The 23502-nt window shown below is 63.4% G+C and carries 22 protein-coding genes; 11 read left to right on the forward strand and 11 right to left on the reverse strand.

What is annotated here, in order from left to right:
* Positions 1–103: 103 nt before the first annotated feature.
* On the reverse strand, positions 104–907 hold the full coding sequence (uppS, locus tag HMPREF3087_RS09690) for a polyprenyl diphosphate synthase (protein ID WP_070428960.1): 804 nt from the start codon (positions 905–907) through the stop codon (positions 104–106).
* A gap of 165 nt (positions 908–1072) precedes the next feature.
* Between uppS and HMPREF3087_RS09695 the strand changes: the two genes are divergently transcribed.
* Complete coding sequence (locus HMPREF3087_RS09695; RefSeq protein ID WP_062019785.1) at positions 1073–1858, forward strand: PAQR family membrane homeostasis protein TrhA; 786 nt, start codon at positions 1073–1075, stop codon at positions 1856–1858.
* 72 nt (positions 1859–1930) lie between these two features.
* Here HMPREF3087_RS09695 and HMPREF3087_RS09700 read toward each other — a convergent pair whose 3' ends face one another.
* Together HMPREF3087_RS09700 and mca are read right to left on the reverse strand one after the other, a co-directional pair.
* Positions 1931–2254: a hypothetical protein gene (locus HMPREF3087_RS09700; protein WP_141738929.1), complete on the reverse strand. Its 324-nt coding sequence runs from the start codon at positions 2252–2254 to the stop codon at positions 1931–1933.
* A complete protein-coding gene (gene mca / locus HMPREF3087_RS09705) occupies positions 2254–3252 on the reverse strand; it encodes a mycothiol conjugate amidase Mca (RefSeq protein WP_083272141.1) in 999 nt (332 codons plus the stop codon). Before mca ends, HMPREF3087_RS09700 begins: the two co-directional genes overlap by 1 nt.
* A 141-nt stretch (positions 3253–3393) precedes the next feature.
* On the opposite strand from mca, the gene HMPREF3087_RS09710 reads away from it, so the two are divergent.
* A complete protein-coding gene (locus tag HMPREF3087_RS09710; protein WP_141738930.1) occupies positions 3394–3753 on the forward strand; it encodes a DUF4307 domain-containing protein in 360 nt (119 codons plus the stop codon).
* A 90-nt stretch (positions 3754–3843) separates the two neighbouring features.
* Positions 3844–4335: a transcription elongation factor GreA gene (gene greA, locus HMPREF3087_RS09715; protein ID WP_062019779.1), complete on the forward strand. Its 492-nt coding sequence runs from the start codon at positions 3844–3846 to the stop codon at positions 4333–4335.
* Between the two features lie 147 nt (positions 4336–4482).
* On the opposite strand, the gene HMPREF3087_RS09720 is transcribed toward greA, so the two are convergent.
* Entirely contained in the window at positions 4483–5790 is a 1308-nt protein-coding gene (locus tag HMPREF3087_RS09720) for an AI-2E family transporter (RefSeq protein WP_070428963.1), read from the reverse strand.
* A gap of 105 nt (positions 5791–5895) precedes the next feature.
* Between HMPREF3087_RS09720 and HMPREF3087_RS09725 the strand changes: the two genes are divergently transcribed.
* From HMPREF3087_RS09725 to HMPREF3087_RS09735, 3 genes are all read left to right on the forward strand, one after another.
* The gene (locus HMPREF3087_RS09725) at positions 5896–6855 is read left to right on the forward strand and encodes an SGNH/GDSL hydrolase family protein (RefSeq protein ID WP_070428964.1); all 960 of its coding nucleotides are present in this window, start codon (positions 5896–5898) and stop codon (positions 6853–6855) included.
* Positions 6852–7544, forward strand: coding sequence for a Maf family protein (locus HMPREF3087_RS09730; protein WP_070428965.1), 693 nt, complete (start codon positions 6852–6854; stop codon positions 7542–7544). The genes HMPREF3087_RS09725 and HMPREF3087_RS09730 overlap by 4 nt, the downstream gene beginning before the upstream one ends.
* 204 nt (positions 7545–7748) lie before the next feature.
* A complete protein-coding gene (locus HMPREF3087_RS09735; RefSeq protein WP_070428966.1) occupies positions 7749–9536 on the forward strand; it encodes an acetyl/propionyl/methylcrotonyl-CoA carboxylase subunit alpha in 1788 nt (595 codons plus the stop codon).
* Positions 9537–9852: 316 nt separating this feature from the next.
* Here HMPREF3087_RS09735 and HMPREF3087_RS09740 read toward each other — a convergent pair whose 3' ends face one another.
* Positions 9853–11277 carry an NAD(P)H-quinone dehydrogenase gene (locus tag HMPREF3087_RS09740; RefSeq protein WP_070428967.1) on the reverse strand — a complete coding sequence of 475 codons (1425 nt, stop codon included), beginning with the start codon at positions 11275–11277 and terminating at the stop codon, positions 9853–9855.
* Between the two features lie 276 nt (positions 11278–11553).
* Between HMPREF3087_RS09740 and HMPREF3087_RS09745 the strand changes: the two genes are divergently transcribed.
* Entirely contained in the window at positions 11554–11802 is a 249-nt protein-coding gene (locus HMPREF3087_RS09745) for a WhiB family transcriptional regulator (RefSeq protein ID WP_019175610.1), read from the forward strand.
* Between the two features lie 87 nt (positions 11803–11889).
* On the opposite strand, the gene HMPREF3087_RS09750 is transcribed toward HMPREF3087_RS09745, so the two are convergent.
* A complete protein-coding gene (locus HMPREF3087_RS09750; RefSeq protein ID WP_070428968.1) occupies positions 11890–13368 on the reverse strand; it encodes a sensor histidine kinase in 1479 nt (492 codons plus the stop codon).
* On the reverse strand, positions 13365–18275 hold the full coding sequence (locus HMPREF3087_RS09755; RefSeq protein ID WP_083272147.1) for an NAD-glutamate dehydrogenase: 4911 nt from the start codon (positions 18273–18275) through the stop codon (positions 13365–13367). Before HMPREF3087_RS09755 ends, HMPREF3087_RS09750 begins: the two co-directional genes overlap by 4 nt.
* 75 nt (positions 18276–18350) lie before the next feature.
* On the opposite strand from HMPREF3087_RS09755, the gene HMPREF3087_RS09760 reads away from it, so the two are divergent.
* Positions 18351–18818 carry a DUF2505 family protein gene (locus tag HMPREF3087_RS09760; RefSeq protein WP_083272142.1) on the forward strand — a complete coding sequence of 156 codons (468 nt, stop codon included), beginning with the start codon at positions 18351–18353 and terminating at the stop codon, positions 18816–18818.
* A 48-nt stretch (positions 18819–18866) separates the two neighbouring features.
* Here the strand turns inward: HMPREF3087_RS09760 and HMPREF3087_RS09765 are convergent, their stop codons facing one another.
* Genes HMPREF3087_RS09765 through HMPREF3087_RS09775 form a run of 3 tightly spaced genes read right to left on the reverse strand, consistent with a single transcriptional unit; the run spans position 18867 to position 21179 of the window.
* Complete coding sequence (locus HMPREF3087_RS09765; protein ID WP_070428971.1) at positions 18867–19283, reverse strand: DUF6912 family protein; 417 nt, start codon at positions 19281–19283, stop codon at positions 18867–18869.
* Positions 19284–19287: 4 nt separating this feature from the next.
* The gene (locus HMPREF3087_RS09770; RefSeq protein ID WP_070428972.1) at positions 19288–20562 is read right to left on the reverse strand and encodes a CpaE/TadZ family protein; all 1275 of its coding nucleotides are present in this window, start codon (positions 20560–20562) and stop codon (positions 19288–19290) included.
* Positions 20559–21179 (reverse strand): SAF domain-containing protein, encoded by a 621-nt coding sequence (locus tag HMPREF3087_RS09775; RefSeq protein WP_061944054.1) that lies wholly within the window; start codon positions 21177–21179, stop codon positions 20559–20561. Before HMPREF3087_RS09775 ends, HMPREF3087_RS09770 begins: the two co-directional genes overlap by 4 nt.
* Before the next feature lie 146 nt (positions 21180–21325).
* Here HMPREF3087_RS09775 and HMPREF3087_RS09780 point away from each other — a divergent pair, with 146 nt between their 5' ends.
* The gene (locus tag HMPREF3087_RS09780) at positions 21326–21544 is read left to right on the forward strand and encodes a helix-turn-helix domain-containing protein (RefSeq protein ID WP_061944051.1); all 219 of its coding nucleotides are present in this window, start codon (positions 21326–21328) and stop codon (positions 21542–21544) included.
* Positions 21545–21563: 19 nt separating this feature from the next.
* On the opposite strand, the gene HMPREF3087_RS10565 is transcribed toward HMPREF3087_RS09780, so the two are convergent.
* The gene (locus HMPREF3087_RS10565; protein WP_141738931.1) at positions 21564–22055 is read right to left on the reverse strand and encodes a hypothetical protein; all 492 of its coding nucleotides are present in this window, start codon (positions 22053–22055) and stop codon (positions 21564–21566) included.
* Positions 22056–22183: 128 nt separating this feature from the next.
* On the opposite strand from HMPREF3087_RS10565, the gene HMPREF3087_RS09790 reads away from it, so the two are divergent.
* Together HMPREF3087_RS09790 and HMPREF3087_RS09795 are read left to right on the forward strand one after the other, a co-directional pair.
* On the forward strand, positions 22184–22990 hold the full coding sequence (locus HMPREF3087_RS09790) for a LysM peptidoglycan-binding domain-containing protein (protein WP_062019759.1): 807 nt from the start codon (positions 22184–22186) through the stop codon (positions 22988–22990).
* Complete coding sequence (locus HMPREF3087_RS09795) at positions 22987–23427, forward strand: Rv3235 family protein (protein WP_070424645.1); 441 nt, start codon at positions 22987–22989, stop codon at positions 23425–23427. The genes HMPREF3087_RS09790 and HMPREF3087_RS09795 overlap by 4 nt, the downstream gene beginning before the upstream one ends.
* The last annotated feature ends 75 nt before the right edge of the window (positions 23428–23502 follow it).

Consider the following 23502-nt stretch of genomic DNA (forward strand, 5'->3'; position numbering starts at 1 on the left):
CCCGCCGGCTCCACACGGAGTCGGCGGGCGCCCGTCTTTTAGCTGCCTTATAGCTTTAGGCGCCACGCCCCGGTGGCGCCACGCCCGGTGCGCATTCGGCCCGTCAGCGGCCGAAGCGGCGTGAACGGTTCGAGAAGTCGCGCACCGCGCGCAGAAAGTCGGTTTTGCGGAAAGCCGGCCAGTAGGCCTCACAGAAGTAGAACTCCGAATAGGCGCTCTGCCACATAAGAAAGCCTGACAGACGCTGTTCGCCCGACGACCGGATGATCAGATCGGGGTCCGGCTGTCCCTTCGTGTACAGGTGCTCTGAGAGCTTCTCTTCGGAAACATCGTCAATTGCACAGCTGAGGTCGCGTCCGGCTTCGAGTTCTGCCTTCAGGTAGGACCGAACCGCGTCGATGATTTCAGCCCGTCCTCCGTAGCCGACGGCAATGTTGACCGCGACACGCGAAGCTGTTTCAGACGCTCCGGCAGACCGTTCCTGTGCCGCCTGCAGTCGGCTGCGCAGATCACCGGGAAGAAGTTCAAGATTGCCCACAAGGTTGACGGAGTACCACTCAGTGTCGGCGATTTCGTCAACAAGGTCGCCGATGATTTCGGTCAGCGCCGCAACTTCTTCTTCGGCACGGGCCAGGTTTTCCTTCGACAAGACGTAGAGGGTAACCATTTCGACGCCGATTTCATCGCACCAGCCCAAGAACTCGATGATCTTCTGAGCTCCGGCCCTGTGGCCCTGTTCGGTGGTTGCGCCGAATTCGCGCGCCCAGCGACGATTGCCGTCGGTGATGACTCCGATGTGACGGGGAATCGCGGTGTCCGGCTGCAGGGATTTGACCATGCGCAGGTTGTACAGCCAGTGCAGCAGGCCCGTGGATGAACCAGCACGCGGTATTCTCGGTGCTTTCATCTTTCGGCCTTCCTCCCGTGCGGACAGTTGACTCATGTGAGCCTTCAGCCCATCGACTTCCGCATCCACCGTGTGCTTGTGGGTGCATTCCTAATCTAATAGATAGCAGGGGCCGCCCTGTGGAATGCCCACGCTTCTGTCAGTCCCAAAACATACACTTCACATATGGAGCACCAAACCGCCGCCTCGGCCCTTGTTCCGGACGATCGGCCACGTGAAGAAACCACTGCCCCCGGCCGCAGGGTCTCTGTGTCGCGCAGCCGCATGTCACGCCGCAGGCGAGCCTTTCTTCGCACTGAGCTGGGCCGTATGGTCGGGCAGAAGAAAACATCGTGGCGCGGGTGGATTCACGTCGGCGCATTCCCTCTGGCCGTCATCGGCGGACTCGCTGCCGTCATCCTCGGTCCGACCATCCCGGTGCGCCTGGGTGCTGCTGTTTTCGCCCTGACCGGCATGCTGCTGTTCGGCACTTCGGCTGTATATCACCGTGGACCGTGGCGCATGCGCATTCGCCTGCTGTTGCGCAGGTTCGATCACGCCAACATCTTCCTCATCATCGCCGGCACCTACACTCCCCTGGCACTGCTCCTGCTGCCGTCTGACGAGGCACTCATCCTCTTGACCGTCATGTGGGTTGGGGCGGCTGCCGGTGTTGCCTTCCGGCTCATCTGGACGTCCGCCCCGCGTGCGCTTTTCGTGCCGGTCTACATCGGCATCGGTGTGGCCGGGGTCGGCTATGTGCCGCACATGTGGGTGGCGAACCTTGCCGCGGGAATCCTCGTGGTGATCGGCGGGGCTTTCTACATTGCCGGTGCTGTCATCTACGGGCTCAAGCGCCCCAATCCGGTGCCGGGAGCCTTCGGCTTCCACGAGATCTTCCACGCCTGCACCGTGGTGGGCTACGGCTGTCATCTGGCGGCTATGCTCACCGCCTCCGCTATGGCCATATAAAAGCGGGGCGACTGCCCTGTCAGGCAGTCACCCCGATCTTTTAGCATTCCTCTTAAAGGCGCCGATCAGCTTTCAGCTGTCTGTGCGGGTGTCTTCGGGTCCGGTTTGTCCGCTGTCGCCGTCCTGCCTCTCTTCCGGCCCCTGCCAGTCGGGGCGGGCTGACTGCTGTCCTTCGAGGTCGCCGTCTTTGCGCAGCGGAATGGTGTATTCGACCCGTGCGCCGTCGCGTGCGCGAATGCGGCGAATGCGGCGTACGGCGTCGCGGATGAGGAAGATCGTTGCAACCACAACAAGCGCTGTGGCGACGAACCCGATTGTGCCGGGGGTGACCAGCACGGGGTCCGGCATTTTCGGCGGCTGTTCCTGTGCCACGGCGAAGACGATGGTGTCGAGCATCATTCTCCTTGGAGTTTCTGGGCGGGTTCGACGATCTCAATTCCGGCTGTGCGCATGGCGGCTTTCAGGTCTCCCGGCGCTACGACGGTGCCGTCTTCGAGTGTGATTCCCTCAAACAGGTCATGTTCGGAGAACTCGCCGAAATCGCCGTCCCTGCCGGTGTTGTCGACGGCGAGTTCGAACTCTTCTGTGGGCCAGTACTGTTCAGCCATCATCTGCACTTCCGAGAAAAACCCGCTGCTGGGGTCGATCTGGGTTGCGTGAGCGCGCAGCGCTTCTGCCGCGGTTTCCAAGAAGGCCCCCGCGGGGATTGATGCGGTCAGCTTGTAGTCGCGTTTGTTCGCCGAGGTGCGGATGCGCTCCTGGCGTTCAGCGCTCAGGGGCGATTCAGCGCCCAGTTTCGCCATGATGCCGTGAATGTGCATCCACTTAGCCGGCGTGAGGTCCATGTTGTAGTAGACCTTCGGCACCTGCCAGGCCTCGCCCAGTTCGGGGTTGCAGTCAGCATCAGCTGCCATCTGGACTGCGAGCATCGTGGCTTCGTGAGCGCGGATGTGGTCCGGGTGAGGGTACCCGCCGAGTTCGTCATAGGTCGTCACCACGTGCGGGCGCAGTTGGCGGATGAGGTGGACCAGCGGCCGTGCCGCGACTTCTGTCGGAGCGGTCCAGAACGTTCCGTGATCAATATCGTCGAAGCCGCCTTCGGGCAGGCCCGAATCAACGAAGCCGATCCACTTGTGCTGGGCACCAAGACGCTGTGCGGCACGCGCCATTTCGTCCCGGCGCAGACCCGCGATGTCGCGAATGGCCGCGGGGCTTCCCTCGAGAGCAGGGTTGAGAATCGAACCCGCTTCCCCACCGGTCATCGTGGCGATCGTGACCTGCGCTCCGAGTGTCGTGTAGAGCGCCGTCGTCGCACCTCCCTTAGACGATTCGTCGTCAGGGTGAGCATGCACTGCAAGCATGCGCAGCTGCGAATACGGCGCGGTTGGCTTCACGTGGACCTCCATGAGGGCGCGGGGTCGCTCCCGGCGGAAATGACTACTCTAGACTAGTACGTCGAAGGTAGACGCTTGACAGAAAGGTCGGCTGTGAGCGAAAGATACGGGGGTCGTGCACCCGGCTATCAGGGCACGAAGATGAATAAGCGCCCTCTGCTCATCGTCGCCGGCATCGTCACCGTACTCATTGCAATCGGGGCTGCTTTCTTCGCGTTCCGCCCGGCCGGCGCACCGACCACAGCGTCCGATGTTTCGTTTGAGGCCCTCGACTCCAACCGCGCGGTCGTGACATTCAACATCCGCCCGGATCGCGAACGGGACTCCGTGTGCTCAGTTGTTGCCAAGAACGATTTCGAAGCCGTGGTGGGCTACCGCGAAGTGACGATCCCAGCGTCACCCGACACCGCCTCGTCAGATCTGTTCCATCAGGAAGTCGAGGTCAACACGACCCAGCGGGCCGTACAGGGACACTTAGAATCCTGCTGGTTCGTCAGCTAAGATAGCCGAATCACCATCCCGGGTCCCCTGCGGACCCGGGATTTCACGTAGACAAGCGCTGCACGGTGCAGCGCCTGAGGAGGAAACAGCATGGCTGAGGAAAACGTCGGCGACAAGACGTGGCTGACCAAAGAGGCCCACGAGCGCCTGACGAAGGAACTCGAGCACCTCCAGGGCCCGGGCCGCGCAGAAATCGCCGAGCGCATTGACGCGGCACGCGAAGAGGGCGACCTCAAAGAAAACGGCGGCTACCACGCTGCCCGCGACGAACAGGGCCAGATGGAAGCTCGTATCCGCCAGCTCGAAGAGCTGCTGCGCAACGCAGAAGTCGGCGAAGCCGATGCGGACGACAAAATCGCAGGCCCCGGCAAGCTCATCGTGGTCGAAATGAACGGCCGCAAGATGGAGTTCCTGCTGGGTTCGCGCGAAATCATCTCGGAAGAGGACAAGGTTGAGGTCTTCTCCGAACAGTCGCCGCTTGGCAAAGCGGTCAACGGTGCGAAAGTCGGCGACGACGTCGAATACGAAGCACCCAACGGCCGGAAGATCACCGTCACCGTGAAGTCGGCCAAAGCTTACTGATCACCTGAAACAGCGGAAAGCAGACTTCCCAAAACACTGACGGCGGGAACAGACACACTGTCTGTTCCCGCCGTCTTTGTGTTCAGTCTGAACCCAGTCAGAACCTCACAGACTCAGTCAGAATCAGCGGGCTCAGAATCACTGAGCTCAGTCAGCCGGTTTGCCCTCTTCGAAATCGGAGATGATGACGGTGCGCCGACGATCTTGAGACGACCCCGCCTGGGTCGATGAGTCATTATCCGGCAACTCGGGGCCCTCCCCGGGAGCAATCACGCCTTCACGCCGGGCGTCGGCAAGCATCTGCTGGGAGGACAGTTCGGCAAGATAGCCGATCGCGGCAGACAGCGAGGCGACAACCGGCACGGCGAACAGGGCGCCGACAATGCCGAACTGGTAGGAGCCGACGGCCACCGCGAGAACAACTGCGAGCGGGTGAACAGAAACCGCCTTGCCCATGAGGAACGGCTGGAGCACGTTGCTTTCGACCTGCTGTACAAAAAGGACGATGGCAAGCATGACGATCGCATGGACAAATCCCTTGGCCACCAGTGCCAGCAGAACCGCGATGATGCCCGTTGCAACCGCACCGACAATCGGGATGAAGGATGCCAGGAAGATCAGCACCGTCAGCGGAATGACGAGTGGCACACCCAGAATGAGCGCGCCGATGCCGATGCCCAGAGCATCCACCGCTGCGACGATCACCTGGATGCGGGCGTACTGGCCCAGTGCCACCCACCCGCGAGTGGCAGCTCCGAGCGCAGGTTCGCGCGCCGGCACCGGCAGCAGACGGGTGATCCAGCGGGCGATGGTGGATCCTTCGAGAAGGAAGAAGAAGGTGGCGAACAGCGAAATCAGCATGCCTGCGAAGAAGCTGCCGACACTCGTCGCAGCACCCACAACACCCGTTGCGATTTTGCCCTTCTGCTCGCTGAGGAAGGTGTTGACCTGCTGTGTTCCGTCAGCAACAGCCTGTGCGATCATGCTTGAATCCAGGCCCAGCGGGTTTGACTGAAGCCACGTGGCAATGGCGTCAACACCCTTCATGGTGGTCGATGTCAGATCGATGATGCCGGTGACAAGCTGCTGGCCGACGAGTGCGAGCAGACCGGCAACCACCAGGATGAAGCTCAGCAGCACCGTTGCGGCAGCAGCTGCACGCGGCCATTTGTGCCGAGCCAAGAAGTTCACCAGCGGAGTCAGCAGCGCCGAAATGAGCAGGGCGACAAGCAGCGGAATGAGAACGTACGTGACCTTCCCCAGGAGCCACAGAAGAACCGCAACCGCTGCCAAAACAACAAGCGAGCGCCAGCTCCACGCTGCGGCCAAGCGCAGTCCGCGCGACACAAAGGGCACGTAGCTTCGCGACTGCAAGCGGTACGCGTCAGCCATAGCGGGATCCGTCAGCGGCTTGACAGCTGCTCCCGGCTGTTCTTTGGAGCTCTTCTTCGTCATGAGACCAGGCTATATCCTGCACGCCGTTTCAGCGCTCCCGGCTTGCCGAACGCGAGGTGTGTCCTGTGCGTAGGCCGCCGTGGGCGGGACGGTTAGAGTGGAATTGTGAAGAACAGCTGGAAAGCGATACTCGCAGCCGGAACGACAGCCGGTGCTGCAGTGGGAGCCGGATCGGGAATTCTGCGCGCACAGTCGAAGCGTGTTCGCCGCGCGTTCCGCGCCGATGCACAGCGGCGAAAATATCCCCATGCCGCCGTCGTGAACGAAGACGGCTCGCGCGGCCCGCTGAGCGCTGAGGACAGCGGCCTGCCCGCCGTTGCCGTCATCGGGGATTCGTGGCTGTCCGGCGTCGGTCTGGAAACAGCTGCCGACCACCCGGCTGTGCGCATTGCCCGGGGCTTTGCCGCTCTGGCACAGTCACCCGTGCGCCTGCGCAGCCTTGCTGTTCCCGCCGTCGGAGCTTCCGCTGTTGCCTCCCAGGTTTCGGAGCTGCTGGCCGATGCGACCATGGAGCGCACACCCGGCGGATCGCAGCTTCGCCTGGCCGTTATCTCAATGGGCACAGCCGATGTGGTCCATCCGGTCAAAGGCACAATCGGCCTGCCGATCCTCACCAACGCCATCAACCGACTGCAGGTTGAAGGCCACTACAGGGTCCTTGTTCTCACCACTCCAAACCTCGGTGGGCTGCCGGGTCTGCGCAATCCCGTGCGTACAGTCCTGCGCCGCTCATCGCGCGTTCTTGCCGGATCGCAGACTGTCGCCGCCCTGTCGACCAATGCGGTCCCCATCAGCCTCACCAACCTGCTTTCCGGCACCTCGCGAGTGAGCCTGCTGGCACCCGAAGGCCGCTACCCATCCCGCTTCGGAAGCGCTCAGATCGCCTCGGGTGTCATCACAACAGCCGCCCGCGTCATGGAGTTCCCCACCGCGATCGCCCATCCTTCCCAGCCCTCGTCCACTCCCCCGGCACCCACACAGGCCTTGGAAAGGCAGGCCGCCCGAGCACCTCGGAACCGTGCGGCAGAAGAAGCCGCGGGGGAAGAACAGGAGAGCACAGTATGACCGCAGTGATCCTCGCATCCGGGTCTCCCTCCCGCCTGTCGATCCTGCGGGCAGCCGGCGTCGAACCGACAGTCATCGTGTCCGGCGTTGACGAAGACGCGGCCCTTACCCGGGCAGAAGAGGAGCGCGGCCGCGAGCTCACCACCGCTGAGCAGACCGCCGTCCTGGCCACCGCTAAGGGCCGTGCGGTCATCAGCGAACTGACCGCTGACAGTCTGCCGGGCCGCACCGGTGAACCGGTTGTGCTCATTGCATCGGATTCCATGCTGGAACTTGACGGGCGGGCCGTCGGCAAACCGCACACACCGGAAAGGGCGCGCGCACTGTGGCGAGACATGGGCGGACGCACCGCTCATCTGCACAGCGGCATCTTCATGGCGCGTTTGAGCCGCGTAAGCGACGGCGGTGCACCTTCTGTTGAGGACTCCGCGGAGGCCGTGGGCTCCACGCTGATCACCACCGCTGAACTCACAGATGCTGAGATCGATGCCTATGTGGGAACCGAGGAGCCTCTCGAGGTGGCAGGAGGGCTCACGATCGACGGCTACGGGGCCGCTTTTGTCACCAGGATCGAGGGTGATCACACCAACGTCCTGGGCATGTCGGTTCCACTGTTGCGCGATATGTGCCGACAGCTGAGCATCGAATGGCACTCCCTTTGGAACAGGGCGTCCGGCGCCAGCGTGTGAGCGCTGACGCTGTCGGTGCCGTGTGAGCGGTCACGTGGATGGCCCCAGCACGCACCGGGCTGACAGGTAGGCCAACCCACAGAAGACACGCGCGCACAATGCTTGCGCCAAAAGCTTTTCCCCTGCTTTTGTCTTCAACACACAAACTATTAGTGCCTATCACTAGATTTGCTGTGTCTATCCCCGATCCCCACAGGAGAGCGAATGTCGTCGACCTTTTCCGCAACGGTGAACACAAAGCCGTTCACGCGGGTGCTCATCGCCAATCGCGGTGAAATCGCCCTCCGGGTTGTCCGGGCATGCCACGATCTCGGCCTGACCGCGATCGCCGCATACACGACACCCGACTCCGACGCCGACTTCGTCCGCTACGCCGACGACGCCTGGCTCATGCCCGGCAACGGCGCAGCTGAAACCTACCTCGACATCGACTCCATCCTCACAATCGCGGAACGCTCCGGCGCCGAAGCCGTTCACCCCGGCTACGGGTACCTGGCAGAAAGCCCCGAATTCGCGCAGGCGGTCATCGATGCGGGGCTCGTGTGGGTCGGACCTCCCCCGGCGGCCATCGCCGGTCTTGCAGACAAAGCCAACGCCCGCGCCGTGGCCCGCGAAGTCGGCGCGCCCACCACGCGCGGCTCCAACGGCCCTGTCGAGAACGTCGGCGACGCTTTGGCCGTGGCCGATGAAATCGGCTACCCCGTCGTCATCAAAGCAGTCCACGGCGGCGGCGGACGCGGCTTCCGCACGGCAGCAAGCCGCGCCGAACTGCCGCATGCCTACGAATCCGCCGGCCGCGAAGCCAAAGCCGCTTTCGGCCGCGACGACGTGCTGGTTGAACAGCAGATCCTCCGCCCCCGCCACATCGAGGTTCAGGCAATTGCCGATGCCGCCGGACGGATCCTCATCGGCTCGACCCGTGACTGCACACTGCAGCGCCGCAACCAGAAGATCATCGAAGAGGCGCCGGCACCGTTCCTCAGCGACGAACAGGTCGCCACGCTGACAGAGGCGACTGAAAACATTCTGCGCGCCGTCGGCTACGTGGGTGCGGCCACGTGTGAGTTCCTCATGGGCGACAACGGCACGCTGTCGTTCATGGAAACCAATGCCCGCATCCAGGTGGAGCACACCATCACGGAAGAAGTTGCCGGCATCGACCTGGTCGCATGGCAGCTGAAGATCGCCCAGGGTGAATCGCTGCCCGAATCCTTCCCCGCTCCCCGCGGTCACGCCATCCAGTTCCGCATCAACGCCGAAGACCCCGCCCAGAACTTCTTCCCGGCAACCGGCAAGATCACGGCTCTGCGCGAACCCGCAGGCCCGGGTGTGCGCATGGACTCCGGTGTGGAGGTCGGTCGTTTCGTCACCTCTGACTTCGACCCCATGCTCGCCAAGCTCATCGTGACCGGCGAAGACCGCCAGCAGGCTCTCGCGCGTGCACGCCGCGCCCTGGACGAATACGTCCTGGAAGGCGTGGCCACACTTCTGCCGCTGCACCGCGCACTGGTGAACGAACCGGCTTTTGCTGACGACTTCTCGGTGTCGACCGAATGGCTGCAGACGGAATACGTCCCGAACTTCGACATTCCCGCCTCAACACCGGGGGAGACCGGTCCCGAAACCAGTTCGGTCGATGTTGTCGTCGAGGTTGACGGACACCGCCTGACGGTCAAGGTTCCCAAGGAGCTTGCCGCTGCCGGCAACGGCAGCCCGGTCCCCGCTGAGCGTCCCGCCCGTCGTCTGCGCCGCAAGGGATCGCGCCGTTCGAACGAATCGGCTGAACTGGCAGCTCCCATGCAGGGCACCATCGTGTCCGTCGAGGTGGCAGCCGGCGATTCGGTATCTGAAGGTCAGACGCTGGCCGTCATTGAGGCCATGAAGATGGAACAGCCGCTCAAGGCCACCCGCGAGGGTGTCGTGAGCGACGTGTTGGTTGAGGCAGGCGCCTCCGTAAAATCAGGGACGACGCTCATCACCTTCGCCTCCTAAGGCCTGCCTGCCGAGCGTACGGGCCAGCTTTCGGCACACCCGTTAGACGGAATCTGCGCCTTAGCCGCACAAAAACACCCGATAGCCGGGATGTGCGCCTTAGCAACCACTGCTAAAGCGTGGATCCGTTGCTAAAGCGTGGGCGGGTGCTGAAGACGAGGTGCCGGGCGGGTGCTGAAGGCCGAGGCGCCGGGTGAGTGCTCAAGACCGAGGCGCCGGGGCCGCACGACCAACAGACAGCAAAAGAGCCGCACTGCTCAGTGCGGCTCTTTTGCTGTGCGGCTCTTCTGCTTTTTGTGGCTAGGTTTTCCGTGGTTCAGAAGTCCAGACCTGCCGACTGGTGCAGACGGCGGGCGGCCTCAGTAATAGAACCAGACAGCGACGGATAAACGGCAAAGGATGCTGAGAGCTGATCGACGGTCAGGCGGTTTTCGACTGCAACCGTGATCGGCATGATGAGTTCGGATGCTTTCGGCCCGACGACAACACCGCCGAGCACGGAACCTGATCCGCGGCGAGCGTAGATCTTGACGAAGCCGTCCTTGATGCCCTGCATTTTTGCGCGCGCGTTGGTGGGCAGCGGCTGCAGCAGCTCTTCGACGTCATGACCGGCTTCAGCCATGTCCGCCTGCGAAAAGCCTACGGTTGCGATTTCCGGTGCCGTGAAGACGTTGGATGCGACATTGCGCAGCTTCAACGGCATAACCGCGTCGCCGAAGGCGTGCCACATGGCGATGCGGCCCTGCATGGCGGCAACTGAAGCCAGCGGCAGCACGGGTGTGCAGTCACCGGCGGCGTAGATGCCGGGAACGGTGGTGCGCGAAACACGGTCGACGACAATGTGGCCGGATTCTTCCACTGCGATTCCGACGTCCTCCAGACCGAGGTCGTCGGTGTTCGGGATCGAGCCGACCGCCATGAGGCAGTGGGAGCACTTGACCTTGCGGCCGTCAGCCAGTTCGACAGTCACGCTGTCGCCGTCGCGGGTGACAGAGGCTGCGCGCGAACGGCTGAGAACGTTCATGCCGCGACCGCGCAGAGCATTCTCAAGCACTTCGGCGGCGTCTTCGTCCTTGCCGGGCAGCACCTGGTCTCGCGACGACACCAGGGTCACTTCGCAGCCGAGTGCCTGGTAGGCCGAGGCGAACTCGGCACCCGTCACACCCGAACCGACAACCACGAGGTGTTCGGGCAGTTCGTCAAGGTCGTACAGCTGCTTCCATGTGAGGATTCGCTCGCCGTCCGGCTTGGCGGTATCGAGTTCGCGCGGGTGCGCACCGACGGCGACGAGAATGGTGTCGGCCTTGAGCTGGTATTCCGTGCCGTCCGGTTCGGTCACGTCGACAAGATCCGGGCCGGCCAGACGGCCGCGGCCCTTGATGACTTTGACACCCGCTTCGTGCAGACCCTGCTTGATGTCGGACGCCTGGGCATCAGCAAGCCGCTTGATGCGCGCGTTGATCTGAGCCAGATCAGCGTCGAGGCCGTAGTCGTCGGAATCGCCGGAGGTGACGAGCCCCAGGTGGGAGGCCGATTCCATTTCGACCATGAGCTCGGCCGTTGCGATCAGGGACTTCGAAGGCACAACGTCGGTCAACACTGCCGAACCGCCGGTGCGATTGGCTTCGACGAGCATGACTTCACCGCCCATCTGAGCGGCGACGAGAGCGGCTTCGTATCCGCCGGGACCACCGCCGATGATGACTACACGGTTCTGCGAGGGATCAAGCACATTCTTCACACGGGCATTATCGCAAACTCCCGCGGCGACCGAACTGGCCGGTCCGGGTGCGCCCATCCAACAGCACCGGCCATCACCCTGCGGTCAACCAGAGTTGTCATGGAGTTCACACAAGAAACCCCTTGTGTACGCGTGCCCGGTGTGTGACCCTTAATACAGGCTGTAAACGCAGGCCATTCGAAGCATCGCCGCTCCCTCCATCCACACCCCTGGATCAGGCATGTTTTGGTGCCCTCACCAGCCGCCTGCCTAACGGCAACCGTACGAAAGGACATCATGGACTGGCGCCACCGCGCAGCGTGCCTCAATGAGGACCCCGAGCTCTTCTTCCCCATCGGAAACACCGGGCCGGCCCTGCTTCAAATCGAAGAGGCCAAAAGTGTCTGCCGTCGTTGCGAGGTTGCTGAAACCTGCCTGCAGTGGGCTCTTGACTCCGGTCAGGACGCCGGTGTGTGGGGCGGTATGAGCGAAGACGAACGCCGCGCCCTCAAACGTCGGGCTGCACGCGCACGCCGAGCACGCTGACATCAAGCAAAGCGCAAGCGGGGACTGAGTGACTCAGTCCCCGCTTCTGCGTGTGTACGGGAATTCCCCGGCTGCCCCGGGCTTCAGCTATTCGCCTTCGCGCAGCGGAACATCAATAACAGCTTCCGTGCCGCCACCGGGGCGTGGCCGCCATTCGATGTTGCCTTCGAGGTTGGTGGTGATGAGCGTGCGCACAATCTGGGTGCCCAGGCCGGAACCCGGACCGCGCTCCCCGGAAATGCCCACCCCGGTGTCGGCGACGATCACTTCGAGGCGATCGTCATAGCGGCGAGGGGTCACGGTCACCGACCCCTCAACTTCTTCGTCTTCGTCGAAGCCTCCGAAGCCGTGTTCCACAGCGTTGGTGACCAGTTCCGTCAGCGCAAGAGCCAGAGCGGTCGAATCAGCTGAGCTGATCGGCCCGAAGCTGCCGCGCCTGCTGACGTCCACCCGAATGTTCGGTGAGGCAAGCTCCGGTGTCAGGCGCAGGCCCTTGTCGACGATCTCATCGAAGTTGACTTCCGTTTCGATGCCCTGCGACAGCACGTCGTGGACAATCGAAATCATCTCGACCCGGCGCATCGCCTCCGAAAGCGACTCCTTGGCGTGCGGTGATTCCGTTCGCCTCTGCTGCAGGCGCAGAAGCGCCGACACCGTCTGCAGGTTGTTCTTCACCCGGTGATGCACTTCGCGGATCATGGCGTCACGGCTGAGCAGATCGCGCTCACGCCGGCGGATTTCCGAAACGTCGCGCAGCAGAACAAGCGCACCCGTGCGCACACCACCGCGCGACAGCGGTACCGAGCGCAGCGAAACGGCAACTCGGCCCGCCTCGACCTCGGTGCGCCATGCGGCCCGCCCCGTGAGCACCAGCGGAAGAGCTTCATCGACCGGCCGCTGCTGTTTGATCAGGCCGGACACGATCTCAGCCAGGTAGAGGCCCTCAATGTCGCCTTCGTGCCCCAGTCTGTGCAGAACCGAAATTCCGTTCGGCGACACGTACCGGACCCGGCCCTCGCGAGCCAGCACAACCAGGCCGTCCCCCACCCGAGGTTCACCTCGGCGGGCAGCAGACGGCGCCTCGGTGCCGGGGAAAGAGCCTTCGGCGATCATCGCCAGAAGAGTCGACCCGCACAGCCGGTAGTTCCGCTCCAGCCTGCTGACACCGCCGCGGCGGACACTCTGCGTGTGGCGGGTCAGCAGCGCAATTGTTCGACCATCGCGCTTAACCGGCACCGCTTCGACTTCGGCCAGGTCACATTCGTCCTCGTGAGTGGCGACAATCCGCCCCTCCGCGTAGGCGCGCGCCAGAAGATCGTGTACCAAGGGCTCAGCGCGCTCCCCCACCTGGTCGCGGTGGAACACCGTCGCCCCCGTGGTGGGCCGGCAGTGGGCGATGATGCGGAAGCTCGCCTCACCATCTACTTCCTCTGGAACCCACAGCACGAGGTCGGCAAAGGACAGGTCGGCAATGAGCTGCCAGTCCCCCACCAGCAGGTGGATCCACTCGGCGTCTTCTTCCCCGCGGATCGACGGTGCCGACTGCAGCTGGTCCGTGAACGTCATCGAACCTCAGACTGGAACTCGGTGGAGCGGACAACCGAACGCAGCATGCGCAGCAGAACCGATATCGGGGCCTGACCGGGGTCATCGATCCGGCTGATCTCGTCAATGAGCTCCACCACCTGCTCCATGGTCGTGCGGTTGGTGTACTCCCACTGCTCCATGCGCTCAGCCGCACGGTCTTCCAGCGTCGGCGCTGTTGTGTGCGAAACATCGAAAACAGACACGACGATTCCGTGCATGGCCTGGTAGAACTCGTCGCGCGTTGCCGCACGCGCCAGAGCCTTCCAGCGGCTGCTGCGGTCGAGCCTGCCGATCATCTTCAGCAGCGACGCCGCCTGGAAGCGAGCCGACATTCCGTAGTAGACGGCGGCCACGTCGAGTGCCGGACGGTCCACGCGGCTGGCGATCTGCACAATGTCCAGCAGCGAGAACTCATCGAGCAGCCCGGCTGCGCGGGCGGCGACGTCTTCCGGGACGCCCTCGTCGATGTACGCCTGTTTGTTCGCTTCGTAGTCCGACAGGTCCTTGCCCTGCAGAACTGCGGGCATGAGATCGCGCAGCTGAGCGACAGTGGCCTGGTAGTACTCGAGTGCGCTGAGCACGTCGAATTCACCCGGCGCCTGCTGGATGAGCCAGCGCGATGCGCGGTCAAGCAGGCGTACTGCGTTGTACTGCAGGCGCTTCTGCACATCGACTGACACCCGGTTGTCGAGAGTGCGGATGTCATCCAGGTGCGCCTCAAGGCTGAACAGCTCGTTGACGACCGTGTAGACGCGGGCAGCGTGGGCGACACTAGTGCCGGTCTCTTCCAGCAGACGGTAGAGATAGCTGATGCCGCCGAAGTCCACAATCCGGTTGACGAGGTTCGAAACCGCGATTTCGCGGGCCAGCGGGTGGGAGGCCAGGACCTCGGAGAACTGCTCGGCAAGCGATGCCGGGAAGTAGCTCTCGAGGTACCGGCGCATAAACGCTTCATCCGGCACCGCCGAGTTGTAGATCTGGCTGCCGGCGTCCATCTTGACGTAGGCCAGGAGCACCGCGGTTTCCGGCGTTGTGATGCCGCCGCCGGCTTCGTGGCGCTCCGTCAGCTCTGCGTCGGTGGGCAGCGCTTCGACTTCGCGGTCGAGCCCCGCGTGCTCTTCGAGGTACCCCATGAGGCGCACGTGGGTCTGCGTCATAGCGCGGGCATTCCACGCGGCGTCGCCCAGGGCTGCATTCTGCGCGTAGTTGTGCTCAAGCACCGACTGTGCGACGTCATCCTGCAGTGAGCGCAGCAGGCCGCTGCGGTCTTCGCGGGCCAGGGCGCCTGCGGCGATGGCCTGTTCGAGCAGCAGTTTGATGTTGACTTCGTGGTCAGATGCGTCAACGCCGCCGGAATTGTCGATTGCGTCGGTGTTGATGCGCACCCCGCTGCGGGCGGCTTCCACGCGTCCGCGCTGGGTGCAGGCGAGGTTGCCGCCCTCCACTACAACGCGGGCGCGCACGTCTTCGCCGTTGATGCGGATCGCGTCGTTGGCCTTGTCGCCGACGTCGAGGTCAGATTCTTCCGTGGCCTTGAGGTAGGTGCCGATCCCGCCGAAGTACAGAAGGTCGACGGGGGCGCGCAGGACTGCGCGGATCAGGTCATCGGGCGAGGTGGAGCCCGGTTCGATTCCGAGGGCCTCGGCTGCCTCTTCACTCACCGTGATGGCTTTGGCGCTGCGGGAGAACACGCCGCCGCCTGAGGAGATGAGCTCCTTCGAGTAGTCCTGCCAGGACGAGCCGGGAAGGTCGTACAGGCGCTTGCGCTCCTGGAACGATGCGGCCGCATCCGGGTTGGGGTCGATGAAGATGTCGCGGTGGTCAAACGCTGCGACCAGGCGGGTGTGGGGTGTGCGCAGCATGCCGTTGCCGAACACATCTCCGCTCATGTCGCCCACGCCGACGACGGTGAAGTCGTCTTCGTCCGTGTTGACCCCAAGCTCACGGAAGTGGCGCTCCGTGGACTTCCAGGCACCTCGGGAGGTGATGCCCATTTCCTTGTGGTCGTAGCCGTTCGACCCACCGGAGGCGAAGGCGTCACCCAGCCAGAAGCCGCGGGCGGTCGAGATTGCGTTGGCCACGTCGGAGAAGCGCGCCGTGCCCTTGTCTGCGGCGACCACGAGGTAGGCGTCTTCGCCGTCGTATATGACGGTGCGCTCAGGGCTGACGGCCGTGCCGTCGGCATCGAGGTTGTCGGTGATGTCCAGCAGCGCGCCGATGAACTCCTCATAGGCAGCCTGGCCCAACTGGGCGCGAGTTTCGGGGTCGCCGACCGGCAGGCCCTTCGGGTAGAAGCCGCCCTTCGCGCCCGCCGGCACGATGAGGGCGTTCTTGACCATCTGGGTCTTCGCCAAGCCGAGGGCTTCCGTGCGGAAGTCATCGCGGCGATCCGACCAGCGCAGGCCGCCGCGGGCGACCGCACCGAAGCGCAGGTGCACGCCCTCAACGCGCGGGGAATAGACCCAGGTTTCGATCTGCGGGCGCGGCAGCGGCAGGAAGCTCAGCTCGTCCGGCAGCAGTTTGAACGCGAGCGCCGTCGGCAGGGTGCCGTCGGTCGGATGGTAGAAGTTGGTGCGCACAACAGCCTTGATGAAGGCCAGCATGGAGCGCACGATGCGGTCCTCATCGAGAGTTGACAGGCCGCGCAGGCCTTCTTCGACACGCTCTTCGAGTTCGCTGACCGCGGCTTCGCGGTCACCGGCGAAGTCCGGGTCGAACTTAGCGGCGAACAGGTCGACCAGGCCGCGGGCAAGGTCTGTGTTGGCCGCGAGCACACGCGCGATGTAGCTGTCGGAGTAGGCCACCGAGGCCTGGCGCAGGTAGCGGACGATTGCGCGCAGAATCTCGACTTCGCGCCAGTTCAGGCCCGCCAGCAGCAGGCGGTCGAGGTTGCCGTACTCGCGTTCTTCCATCCACCCGGCCAGGTAGGCGCCTTCCAGACGGCCGAAATCAGCCTGCGTGATGGGTGTGGGGAACTCGATGCCGAAGTCGTACAGGTAGCGCTGTGTGCCATCGCCGAGCGACAGGCGGAACGGGCGTTCGTCGATGATGTCGCCGCCCATGGACGACAGCAGCGGCAGCATGGTCGACAGCGACGCGGGCTTGCGCTTGTAGAACAGCATGCGCACGCGGGTGAGTTCTGCGTCGTCCGGCAGGGTGTCAGGATCGATGCCTGCCTCGCGCAGATATTCGGAGTCCGGTTCAAAGCGCATGAGTGCGCTGCCCAGACGTTCGCACTCTTCAAAGCGCGCAATATCGGTCAGTGCCTCGTGCGGCGTGTAGGACTCTTCGTAGGCGCCGGGGAAGGCGTTGCCCCACTGGGCCACGCGGGCCTGATCGCTGTGGGATACACGAGTACCCGAAGGTGCGAGGAATTCCTGCACGTCTTCGCTCCAGGACCGCACGGCGGCCCGAATCCTGTCGGCCACTTCTGCGGAGTCGACCGCGGGAAGCGGTTCGCTGCGGGCCACCCGGGCGGTGAAGTGCAGGCGGGCGAGCGCGGACGAGCTCAGCTGGACGTCGAAGTCCACGCTTTCAGCCCGGTAGCGCTGACGCAGGACGCGCTCAACGCGCTTGCGCGAAGCTGTGTCGTAGAGGTCGCGGGGCACGTACACGAGCACGGACACGAAGCGTTCGTATTCGTCACGGCGGATGAAGACGCTGGCTTCGCGCTTCTCCTGCAGGTTGACCACCGGCAGGACGACCTTTTCGATGTCTTCGATGGTCGACTGGAGGATTTCGTCGCGCGGGTAGCTTTCGAGCACCGACAGGAGTTCGTCACCGGAGTGCGATTCGCGGGACATTCCGGAGCGTTCGATGATCGCGCGGACCTTGCCGCGGATGACCGGGATGTCGAGGACTGACGAGGTGTACATGGACGTTGTGTACAGCCCGACGAAGCGCTTCTCGCCAACGATCTGTCCGTTTTCGTCAAAGGTTTTGACACCCAGGTAGTCCATGTAGTCAGGACGGATGATGTGGGAGCGCGAATTGGCCTTCGTCAGGACCAGCACGTGGCGGTCCAAGGCATGCGCGGCAACGGCTTCTGACAGCGGTGAGGTGGTGGCGCTGCGCATAGCGGAAATGCCCAGCGCGGTGGCCTCAATCGGTTCGAGGACAGACTGGCCGTCGACTTCTTTCAGCCGGTATTCGCGGTACCCCATGAAAGCGAAGCGCCCATCGAGCCATTCGAGCAGCGCGGCGGCTTCGCTGGCTTCGTCTGCGAGGTCTTCCGCCGGCGGGTTTGCGCGCAGGCCTTCCGCGATTTCCCGGGCGCGGTCGCGCATGGCCGGGTAGTCGCGGCTGGCCGCACCAAGCATGCTGACAACGCTTGCGAGGGTTTCCTGCAGCTGGCCGAACTCTTCTTCCGGGATCCGGTCGATTTCGATGTGGATCCATGATTCGGGGTTCGACTGTCCGCCTTCGCTGAGCTCAGCCGAGATGATCGGCAGGGCCGAGGTGTCGGTCGTGGTCTGTCGCAGCTGTGCGGGGTCGATCACTTCGAGGGTGCCGCCGGTGCGCACGGTGCGCAGGATGGGGTGGTGCACGGCCCGGATGGCGTAGCCGAGGCTGGAGATCTTGTTGACGATCGAGGACAGGAGGAACCGCTTGTCACCGACGACGATGTCGATGATGGTGCGGTTGCCGGTGTAGTCCAGGGCCTCTGCGTCGGGGTTGTGAATGTCAATCTGCGGCGCTTCGCCGTCGAAGCGCTGGGCAACACCGAAGTGGTAGTCGAGGGTGGCCGCGAGCACTTCTGGGCCGTACACCTCGAAATCGCTTTCGGTGACATTCGGGTAATACGCGCTGACAAGGGCGGCTGATCCGGGATTGCCTGACAGCTGCTGCCAACGCTGTGCGATTTCGGCTGTGTACGCCTGCGTCACGCTCATCACCTCATGAATGGTCTAAAGCTTTCGGTACCACTCTAGGACGTGAATGGCGATCGGTATATTTGCCGAATGAAGAAAATTCGCGTGAGTGAACGACTGAGGGTGGAAACCGACTCGATCCGCTCGATTCTGGCCTCCCCGGACAGCTGGCAGACGGCTGAAGGGTCCACTGCGACAGCCGAAGCGACTGGCTCCGGAACCGTCGTACACGCCCGGGCCTCGCTGGCCTCTTTTGACATTCCCGATGCCGCTGCCGCGTTCGTGAGCAAAGCGGCGCACCTCGAGCAGACGATCACGGTGCCGAACGCATTCCCGGATCAACCGGCCGCCTACAGCGCAGAGATTCCGGGCGTACCGCTTGGCATCACCGCCGACATCACCGCTGAGGGGCTGGGTGACGGTCATTCGCTCATCACGGTCGACGCCGAGGCGGAATCCTCCATCCCGCTGCTGGGCGGCATGATCGAAGAAGCCGCGGCAGCCGCGGTCGAACGTGTCTTCCGCGACCGGTTGGCCACCATCGCCGGCTCTGAGTGAGGCGGAGCTGAGCGAGGGTCGCGCGGCTCTGAGTGAACCTCGCGCGGCTCAGCCGCGGAAGTCCCCCAGCAGGTGATCAATTTCAGAAGGCGCGTACCACAGAAGGTCCTGCTGGATGAGATCGTCTTCCGTGCTTTCGTGCCGCAGATGCTCATCCACGTGGAAGCTCACAACCGACGCCGCGGGAACGCTCGCCGAACCCACCGCTATCTGGTCATCCACTTTCGAGGCGCCGCTCACCTCAACATCGGCAGCCGCCACGATCCTGGCAGTTCCGCTGGAAGCCGCAGAAGCGGCTGCCGCTGTCGCCGCGGCCGTCATCGCACGCCACTCGGCATAATCAAGGTCGTCCCCGCGCAGGGCTGCCGCTGAATCTGTCAGGAAGAACACCGTCCGCTCCCCCAGGTTCGGCCAGGCGGCTGCGAATTCTTCCAAATCACAAGCTGTGTAGACGCGCTTCTTCATACGCCTATTGTCCAATGCCTGCGCGCCCACCGGTGCGAGCCCCGCTGTCGCGCGGTGACTTCTTCAGCAGCTTCGCAAAACCGCGCCTGCGAGGCCTCCCCGCTCTCCTGCGCCCGGCCGGGGCGAGCCCGAGTTGCCTTGCGAAATCCCACAGGGCAATGCTCAGGGGATTCTTCGGAGCGGACTCAATGATCGTGGTGCCGGCAAGAACTGCCCTGTCGAGAGCATCGCGCGCATCCGGCAGCAGAACCGGTGATTCGCACGCGACAAAGCGCTGAAGTGTCTGCTGGATGCGCTGCTCGGGATCGGCTCCCACAGCGCCTTCGCGCACCCGGTTGACGACGACGTGTGTCTTCTCCGCATGCCGAAAACGCTCGCTGCTGAGGACATTCATAAGCCTCACGAGCGCCGGCGGTTCCGCCGCACCGACCACGATGACCTCATCAGCGGCATCCAGAGCCGCCCTGGTTGCCGCATGCCGGTCATAGAAGGGATCTGCAAGCGGGTCATCGGGGTCAACGCGGGCGGAAACATCGACGATGACAACCGGATAGCGCTTGGCCAGTTCCTCAAGAACGGCGGTCAGTGCGCCGGCTCGCACCTCCGGCCACCGATCCGCGCGGCTGAGCCCAGTCACCACATCCAAGCCATCGCGGATGCGGGCAATACAGCGAGAAATCACAGTGTCGTCAAGAGATTCTGCGCTGCGACACAAAGCGGCGATCTTCGATGCGTCGTCCAACAGGCCCAACATGACAGCCTGCCCGGCGTGGACCGTGTCAGCATCGACGAGAACCGTACTCGCCGCCCGCGAACTGATGTCGGCAAGAGCTGCCGCAATCGTTGAGCGGCCGGGAGCACCGTCAGCGCCCCACACGGCGACAATCCGCCCCGGGCTTCCAGCTTCGACCGGTGCGACTGCGGGCGCTTCAGAAACCTCCGCTGGTTCAGCCTGAGCACAGGCGCGCACAGCCTCACACAGGGCTTCCGCCGAACAGCCGGCCTCCACCTCGACAGCCACACCCCAGTCCGCCACCAGCCCCGCGCCATAGCCCAGAATGCGCACACCCAGCCGGCGCGCGCGATCCCGAAACTCAGCATCGACTCCGGGGAAATAGCGGCTCAGCACATAGACTTCCGCGGCACCGGCCGACATCGCGGCAGCAAGTTCAACCCCATCGGCGGGCCGAGAGCGAACCGCTATATCGCCGGCAGCCGAAAGTGCAGCTGCGGCGGAGCTTTCGAACTCAACATCGACCGCCAGCACAACCGAAATCATGGACGGTCCTTCGGAATCGACACGACCGACAGATGGTCTTCAGCCGCAACGGCCTGCAGAACCTTCTGCAGACTGTCATTGGGCACGAACACCTCAACGCTCACACCCGAACTGACAGTGAATCCCCCACCGTCGCGATTCACGGCAAGAACCGCAGCATTGCGCAGAACAGGCTGCGGTTCTCCCCTGTCCTCGCGCATGTCAACCGCCCACACATCGACCCGGGAACCGGCCTTGACATCTGCCGGCAGAGACCGCTGCAGCGGAAGCGAAACTCGTCGACCGCCCAAGCTGTCACCCGAACCGACCTGCGATGCCGGTACAAGGTCGCCGGCCGCAATGGGGCTGAGGACTGTCTGGCCGATGAGGTCGTCATCGGACGCCCGCTTGTATCCGCCGCTGTCCTCCGGCAGTCGCACTTCGACCGGCCGGACGTTCTCGCGCGTAATGACAGTGCCCGGTGCCAAAGGCTCCGCTGCTGCCCACACCGTCGTCGTCTTCGCAACGCTCGTGACCACCAGCCAAGTGGCGACAACGGAGGCGACAAGTAAGAGAACAGCTATGAGAACGCGCGGATCACGCAGCTTGGGAGTGCGGAAACGGGGTGCAGTGTGCATCAGATCTCCATTGATCGATTTATCTGCCGTTAGGTGTACTTTGCTATCATTTGATGCAGTTTGCGGAATATTCTTCTTTGAATATACACGGATACGCCACCCTCGCCCACCCCTTTGCGGTTGGCCGCCAGACCAAGGAGCTCGCAATGGTCGTCGAAACACGCTTCCTCCCCCTGACCGATGTCGCCGAAATGCTCAGCATCTCGACCGCAGGGGCTCGCGCACTCGTCCGCTCCGGCGAACTGCGAGCCATCAAAGTCGGCGGCCGCGGGCAGTGGCGCGTCGAAAAAGCTGAAATCGAAAACTACATTCAGCGCATGTACGCCCAAACCCAGCAGGAAATCGAAGCCGGCACTGACGTGTGAGCACGTCCGCACAGCGGCACTATTGCAGCACCCGGACCACAGAAATCCTGCGCAAAGGCACCAGCTCAAAGGCACCTCGTCTGCGAAGCTGCAGATAGTCACGCGCAACAGCGTGCAGCGTCCCCTCCAGTGTTGTTCCTGCAGTTTCAACCCGTACCTGCTTACGCTCAGCACACCACTGCCCCAGAATTGAACGCGCAGACCTCCAGCGCTCCTGCACCGCGTGCTCACGAGGCTTCAATGCCACACCTTCGACAGCTGCAAGCATCACAAGAACTCCGCCGTCAATACAGCAGCACCCTTCGCCCACCGAGGTCAGCACGCCGGAAACAGCTCCAGACACAGTGCGCAGATCGACGCGCTCACCGACTGCGCCGGCCAAGCGCTCCACAAAGGTGACCTCATAGAAGTTCTCCGCAACAAGGTCACCGAACTCGCCCTCGCGTTCGCGCGCTCTCTCGGCCGCAGCCTGGCCCTCCAAATCAGCAAAAAGCTCATCAAAACGATCCATACCCACATTGTGCCCGCAGTCACACAGCCAAACCATGGCTTGAAGATTTTATTCGCACTTATTCGAACATTCTTGTGTTTTGCGTTTAATCATGTACTTTGGTTGCAGATGATCACAAAGGAGTGAACATGAAGCCAACAGAAATCCATGTGGGAGCATCCGCTCTGCACCTGCTGATATGCGCCGCGCTGCTCACAGCGGGTCCCTCTTTCGCAGACCGAGCGCTCAACGCAGACATCGGTGCCGCGGTAGTCGTAACAGCACTCTGCGCGGCAGCCCTCGCCGGTCTTCGCCTGCAGCTGTCGCTCGTACTCATCGCGGCGGCTCGCGTCTTTGACCTCATCGGCGTGCCGGGCGCAGTCGCACTTGCCACGTGGGCGCGCAGGATCGCCCCCGCCGCACTGAAAGCATCAGCCGCATCCATGACAGCGGTCGTTCTCGCCGCCGGAACAGCCCACGCGGCACCGGCGCAGAATTCGCCCTCACAAGCAGAGGCCGCACACGGTGAGTCCACAGCACCCCAGACCGAGGGCACGCAAACACCCCCGCCGCACTGGCCGACGTCCCCGCCGGGCGACACCCCCTACCCCGAACCGAGCACGGCCCCACCGGCCGATCCCAGCTGGCCAACACAGAAGCCCGAACCGAAACCGCCTCGGACGCAGACCAAGGAACCGAAGGAACAAGAACCTCAACCCGAGCAGCGCAAACAGGACGCGCACGGCAAAGAAGCCGAACACACAGCACCGAAACCCGAATCGCCTCAGCGCGTAACAGTCAAAAAGGGCGACAGCATCTGGAAGATCGCCATCGCCCACCCGAAACCCGGCCAGACAACAGCTGAACGCGTAAGCGCCATCAGCAAAGCCAATGCCGACACCCTGGGCGGCAACCCCGACCTCATCTACCCCGACACCGAACTGGAGCTGCCATGACCGCCGAACCACTCACCCTGACCCGACCCGCGACACCTCGTACCCGCATGTTCAACAAACGCCCGCCGACTCCCGAAGAGCAGACAGCTGCCGAAAAACAGCGCGAAGCAGCAGCCGCAGCCGCCTTTGTGCGCTCAATCGTCACCGCTTTGACCGAAGTCGAATACGGTGTGCGGACCCTGCAGTCCATTGAACGCTGGCTCGACCCGGAAGTCCGCAGCTCCGTGGTCTCCGCACTGCGGATGCGCCGCGCACTGCGATCCGAACAGCAGGTTGACTACATCCGCGGCATCGGCCGGCCGCGCTTGAGCTCACCTGCGCCGAACGTCATAGAAGCCGCTGTGTCGATCGCTCTGCGGCCCCGCACAAAAGCCTGCGCGCTGCGTTTGGAGAAGAATCGCGACCGGTGGATCGTCCGCGAATATCTGACTGCCTGAACCGACAGCAGGCACCCCTGCGGAACGAACACGGCCACAAACAGCGAGCCCCCGCACTGCGATTCGCAGCACGGG

It is taken from the genome of Brevibacterium sp. HMSC22B09, from assembly GCF_001806795.1.
GTDB classification, from domain to species: domain Bacteria; phylum Actinomycetota; class Actinomycetes; order Actinomycetales; family Brevibacteriaceae; genus Brevibacterium; species Brevibacterium ravenspurgense.

Excerpts from the sequence above, each read along its gene's own strand:
- HMPREF3087_RS09780 (WP_061944051.1), top strand. The coding sequence starts at position 21,326 with ATGGTCGTCGAAACACGCTTCCTCCCCCTGACCGATGTCGCCGAAATG.
- HMPREF3087_RS09790 (WP_062019759.1), top strand. The coding sequence starts at position 22,184 with ATGAAGCCAACAGAAATCCATGTGGGAGCATCCGCTCTGCACCTGCTG.
- greA (WP_062019779.1), top strand. The coding sequence starts at position 3,844 with ATGGCTGAGGAAAACGTCGGCGACAAGACGTGGCTGACCAAAGAGGCC.
- HMPREF3087_RS10565 (WP_141738931.1), bottom strand. The coding sequence starts at position 22,055 with ATGGATCGTTTTGATGAGCTTTTTGCTGATTTGGAGGGCCAGGCTGCG.
- HMPREF3087_RS09775 (WP_061944054.1), bottom strand. The coding sequence starts at position 21,179 with ATGCACACTGCACCCCGTTTCCGCACTCCCAAGCTGCGTGATCCGCGC.
- HMPREF3087_RS09710 (WP_141738930.1), top strand. The coding sequence starts at position 3,394 with ATGAATAAGCGCCCTCTGCTCATCGTCGCCGGCATCGTCACCGTACTC.
- uppS (WP_070428960.1), bottom strand. The coding sequence starts at position 907 with ATGAAAGCACCGAGAATACCGCGTGCTGGTTCATCCACGGGCCTGCTG.
- HMPREF3087_RS09700 (WP_141738929.1), bottom strand. The coding sequence starts at position 2,254 with ATGCTCGACACCATCGTCTTCGCCGTGGCACAGGAACAGCCGCCGAAA.
- HMPREF3087_RS09750 (WP_070428968.1), bottom strand. The coding sequence starts at position 13,368 with ATGACGTTCACGGACCAGCTGCAGTCGGCACCGTCGATCCGCGGGGAA.
- HMPREF3087_RS09730 (WP_070428965.1), top strand. The coding sequence starts at position 6,852 with ATGACCGCAGTGATCCTCGCATCCGGGTCTCCCTCCCGCCTGTCGATC.
- HMPREF3087_RS09745 (WP_019175610.1), top strand. The coding sequence starts at position 11,554 with ATGGACTGGCGCCACCGCGCAGCGTGCCTCAATGAGGACCCCGAGCTC.
- HMPREF3087_RS09770 (WP_070428972.1), bottom strand. The coding sequence starts at position 20,562 with ATGATTTCGGTTGTGCTGGCGGTCGATGTTGAGTTCGAAAGCTCCGCC.
- HMPREF3087_RS09760 (WP_083272142.1), top strand. The coding sequence starts at position 18,351 with ATGAAGAAAATTCGCGTGAGTGAACGACTGAGGGTGGAAACCGACTCG.
- HMPREF3087_RS09695 (WP_062019785.1), top strand. The coding sequence starts at position 1,073 with ATGGAGCACCAAACCGCCGCCTCGGCCCTTGTTCCGGACGATCGGCCA.
- HMPREF3087_RS09720 (WP_070428963.1), bottom strand. The coding sequence starts at position 5,790 with ATGACGAAGAAGAGCTCCAAAGAACAGCCGGGAGCAGCTGTCAAGCCG.
- HMPREF3087_RS09795 (WP_070424645.1), top strand. The coding sequence starts at position 22,987 with ATGACCGCCGAACCACTCACCCTGACCCGACCCGCGACACCTCGTACC.
- HMPREF3087_RS09765 (WP_070428971.1), bottom strand. The coding sequence starts at position 19,283 with ATGAAGAAGCGCGTCTACACAGCTTGTGATTTGGAAGAATTCGCAGCC.
- HMPREF3087_RS09735 (WP_070428966.1), top strand. The coding sequence starts at position 7,749 with ATGTCGTCGACCTTTTCCGCAACGGTGAACACAAAGCCGTTCACGCGG.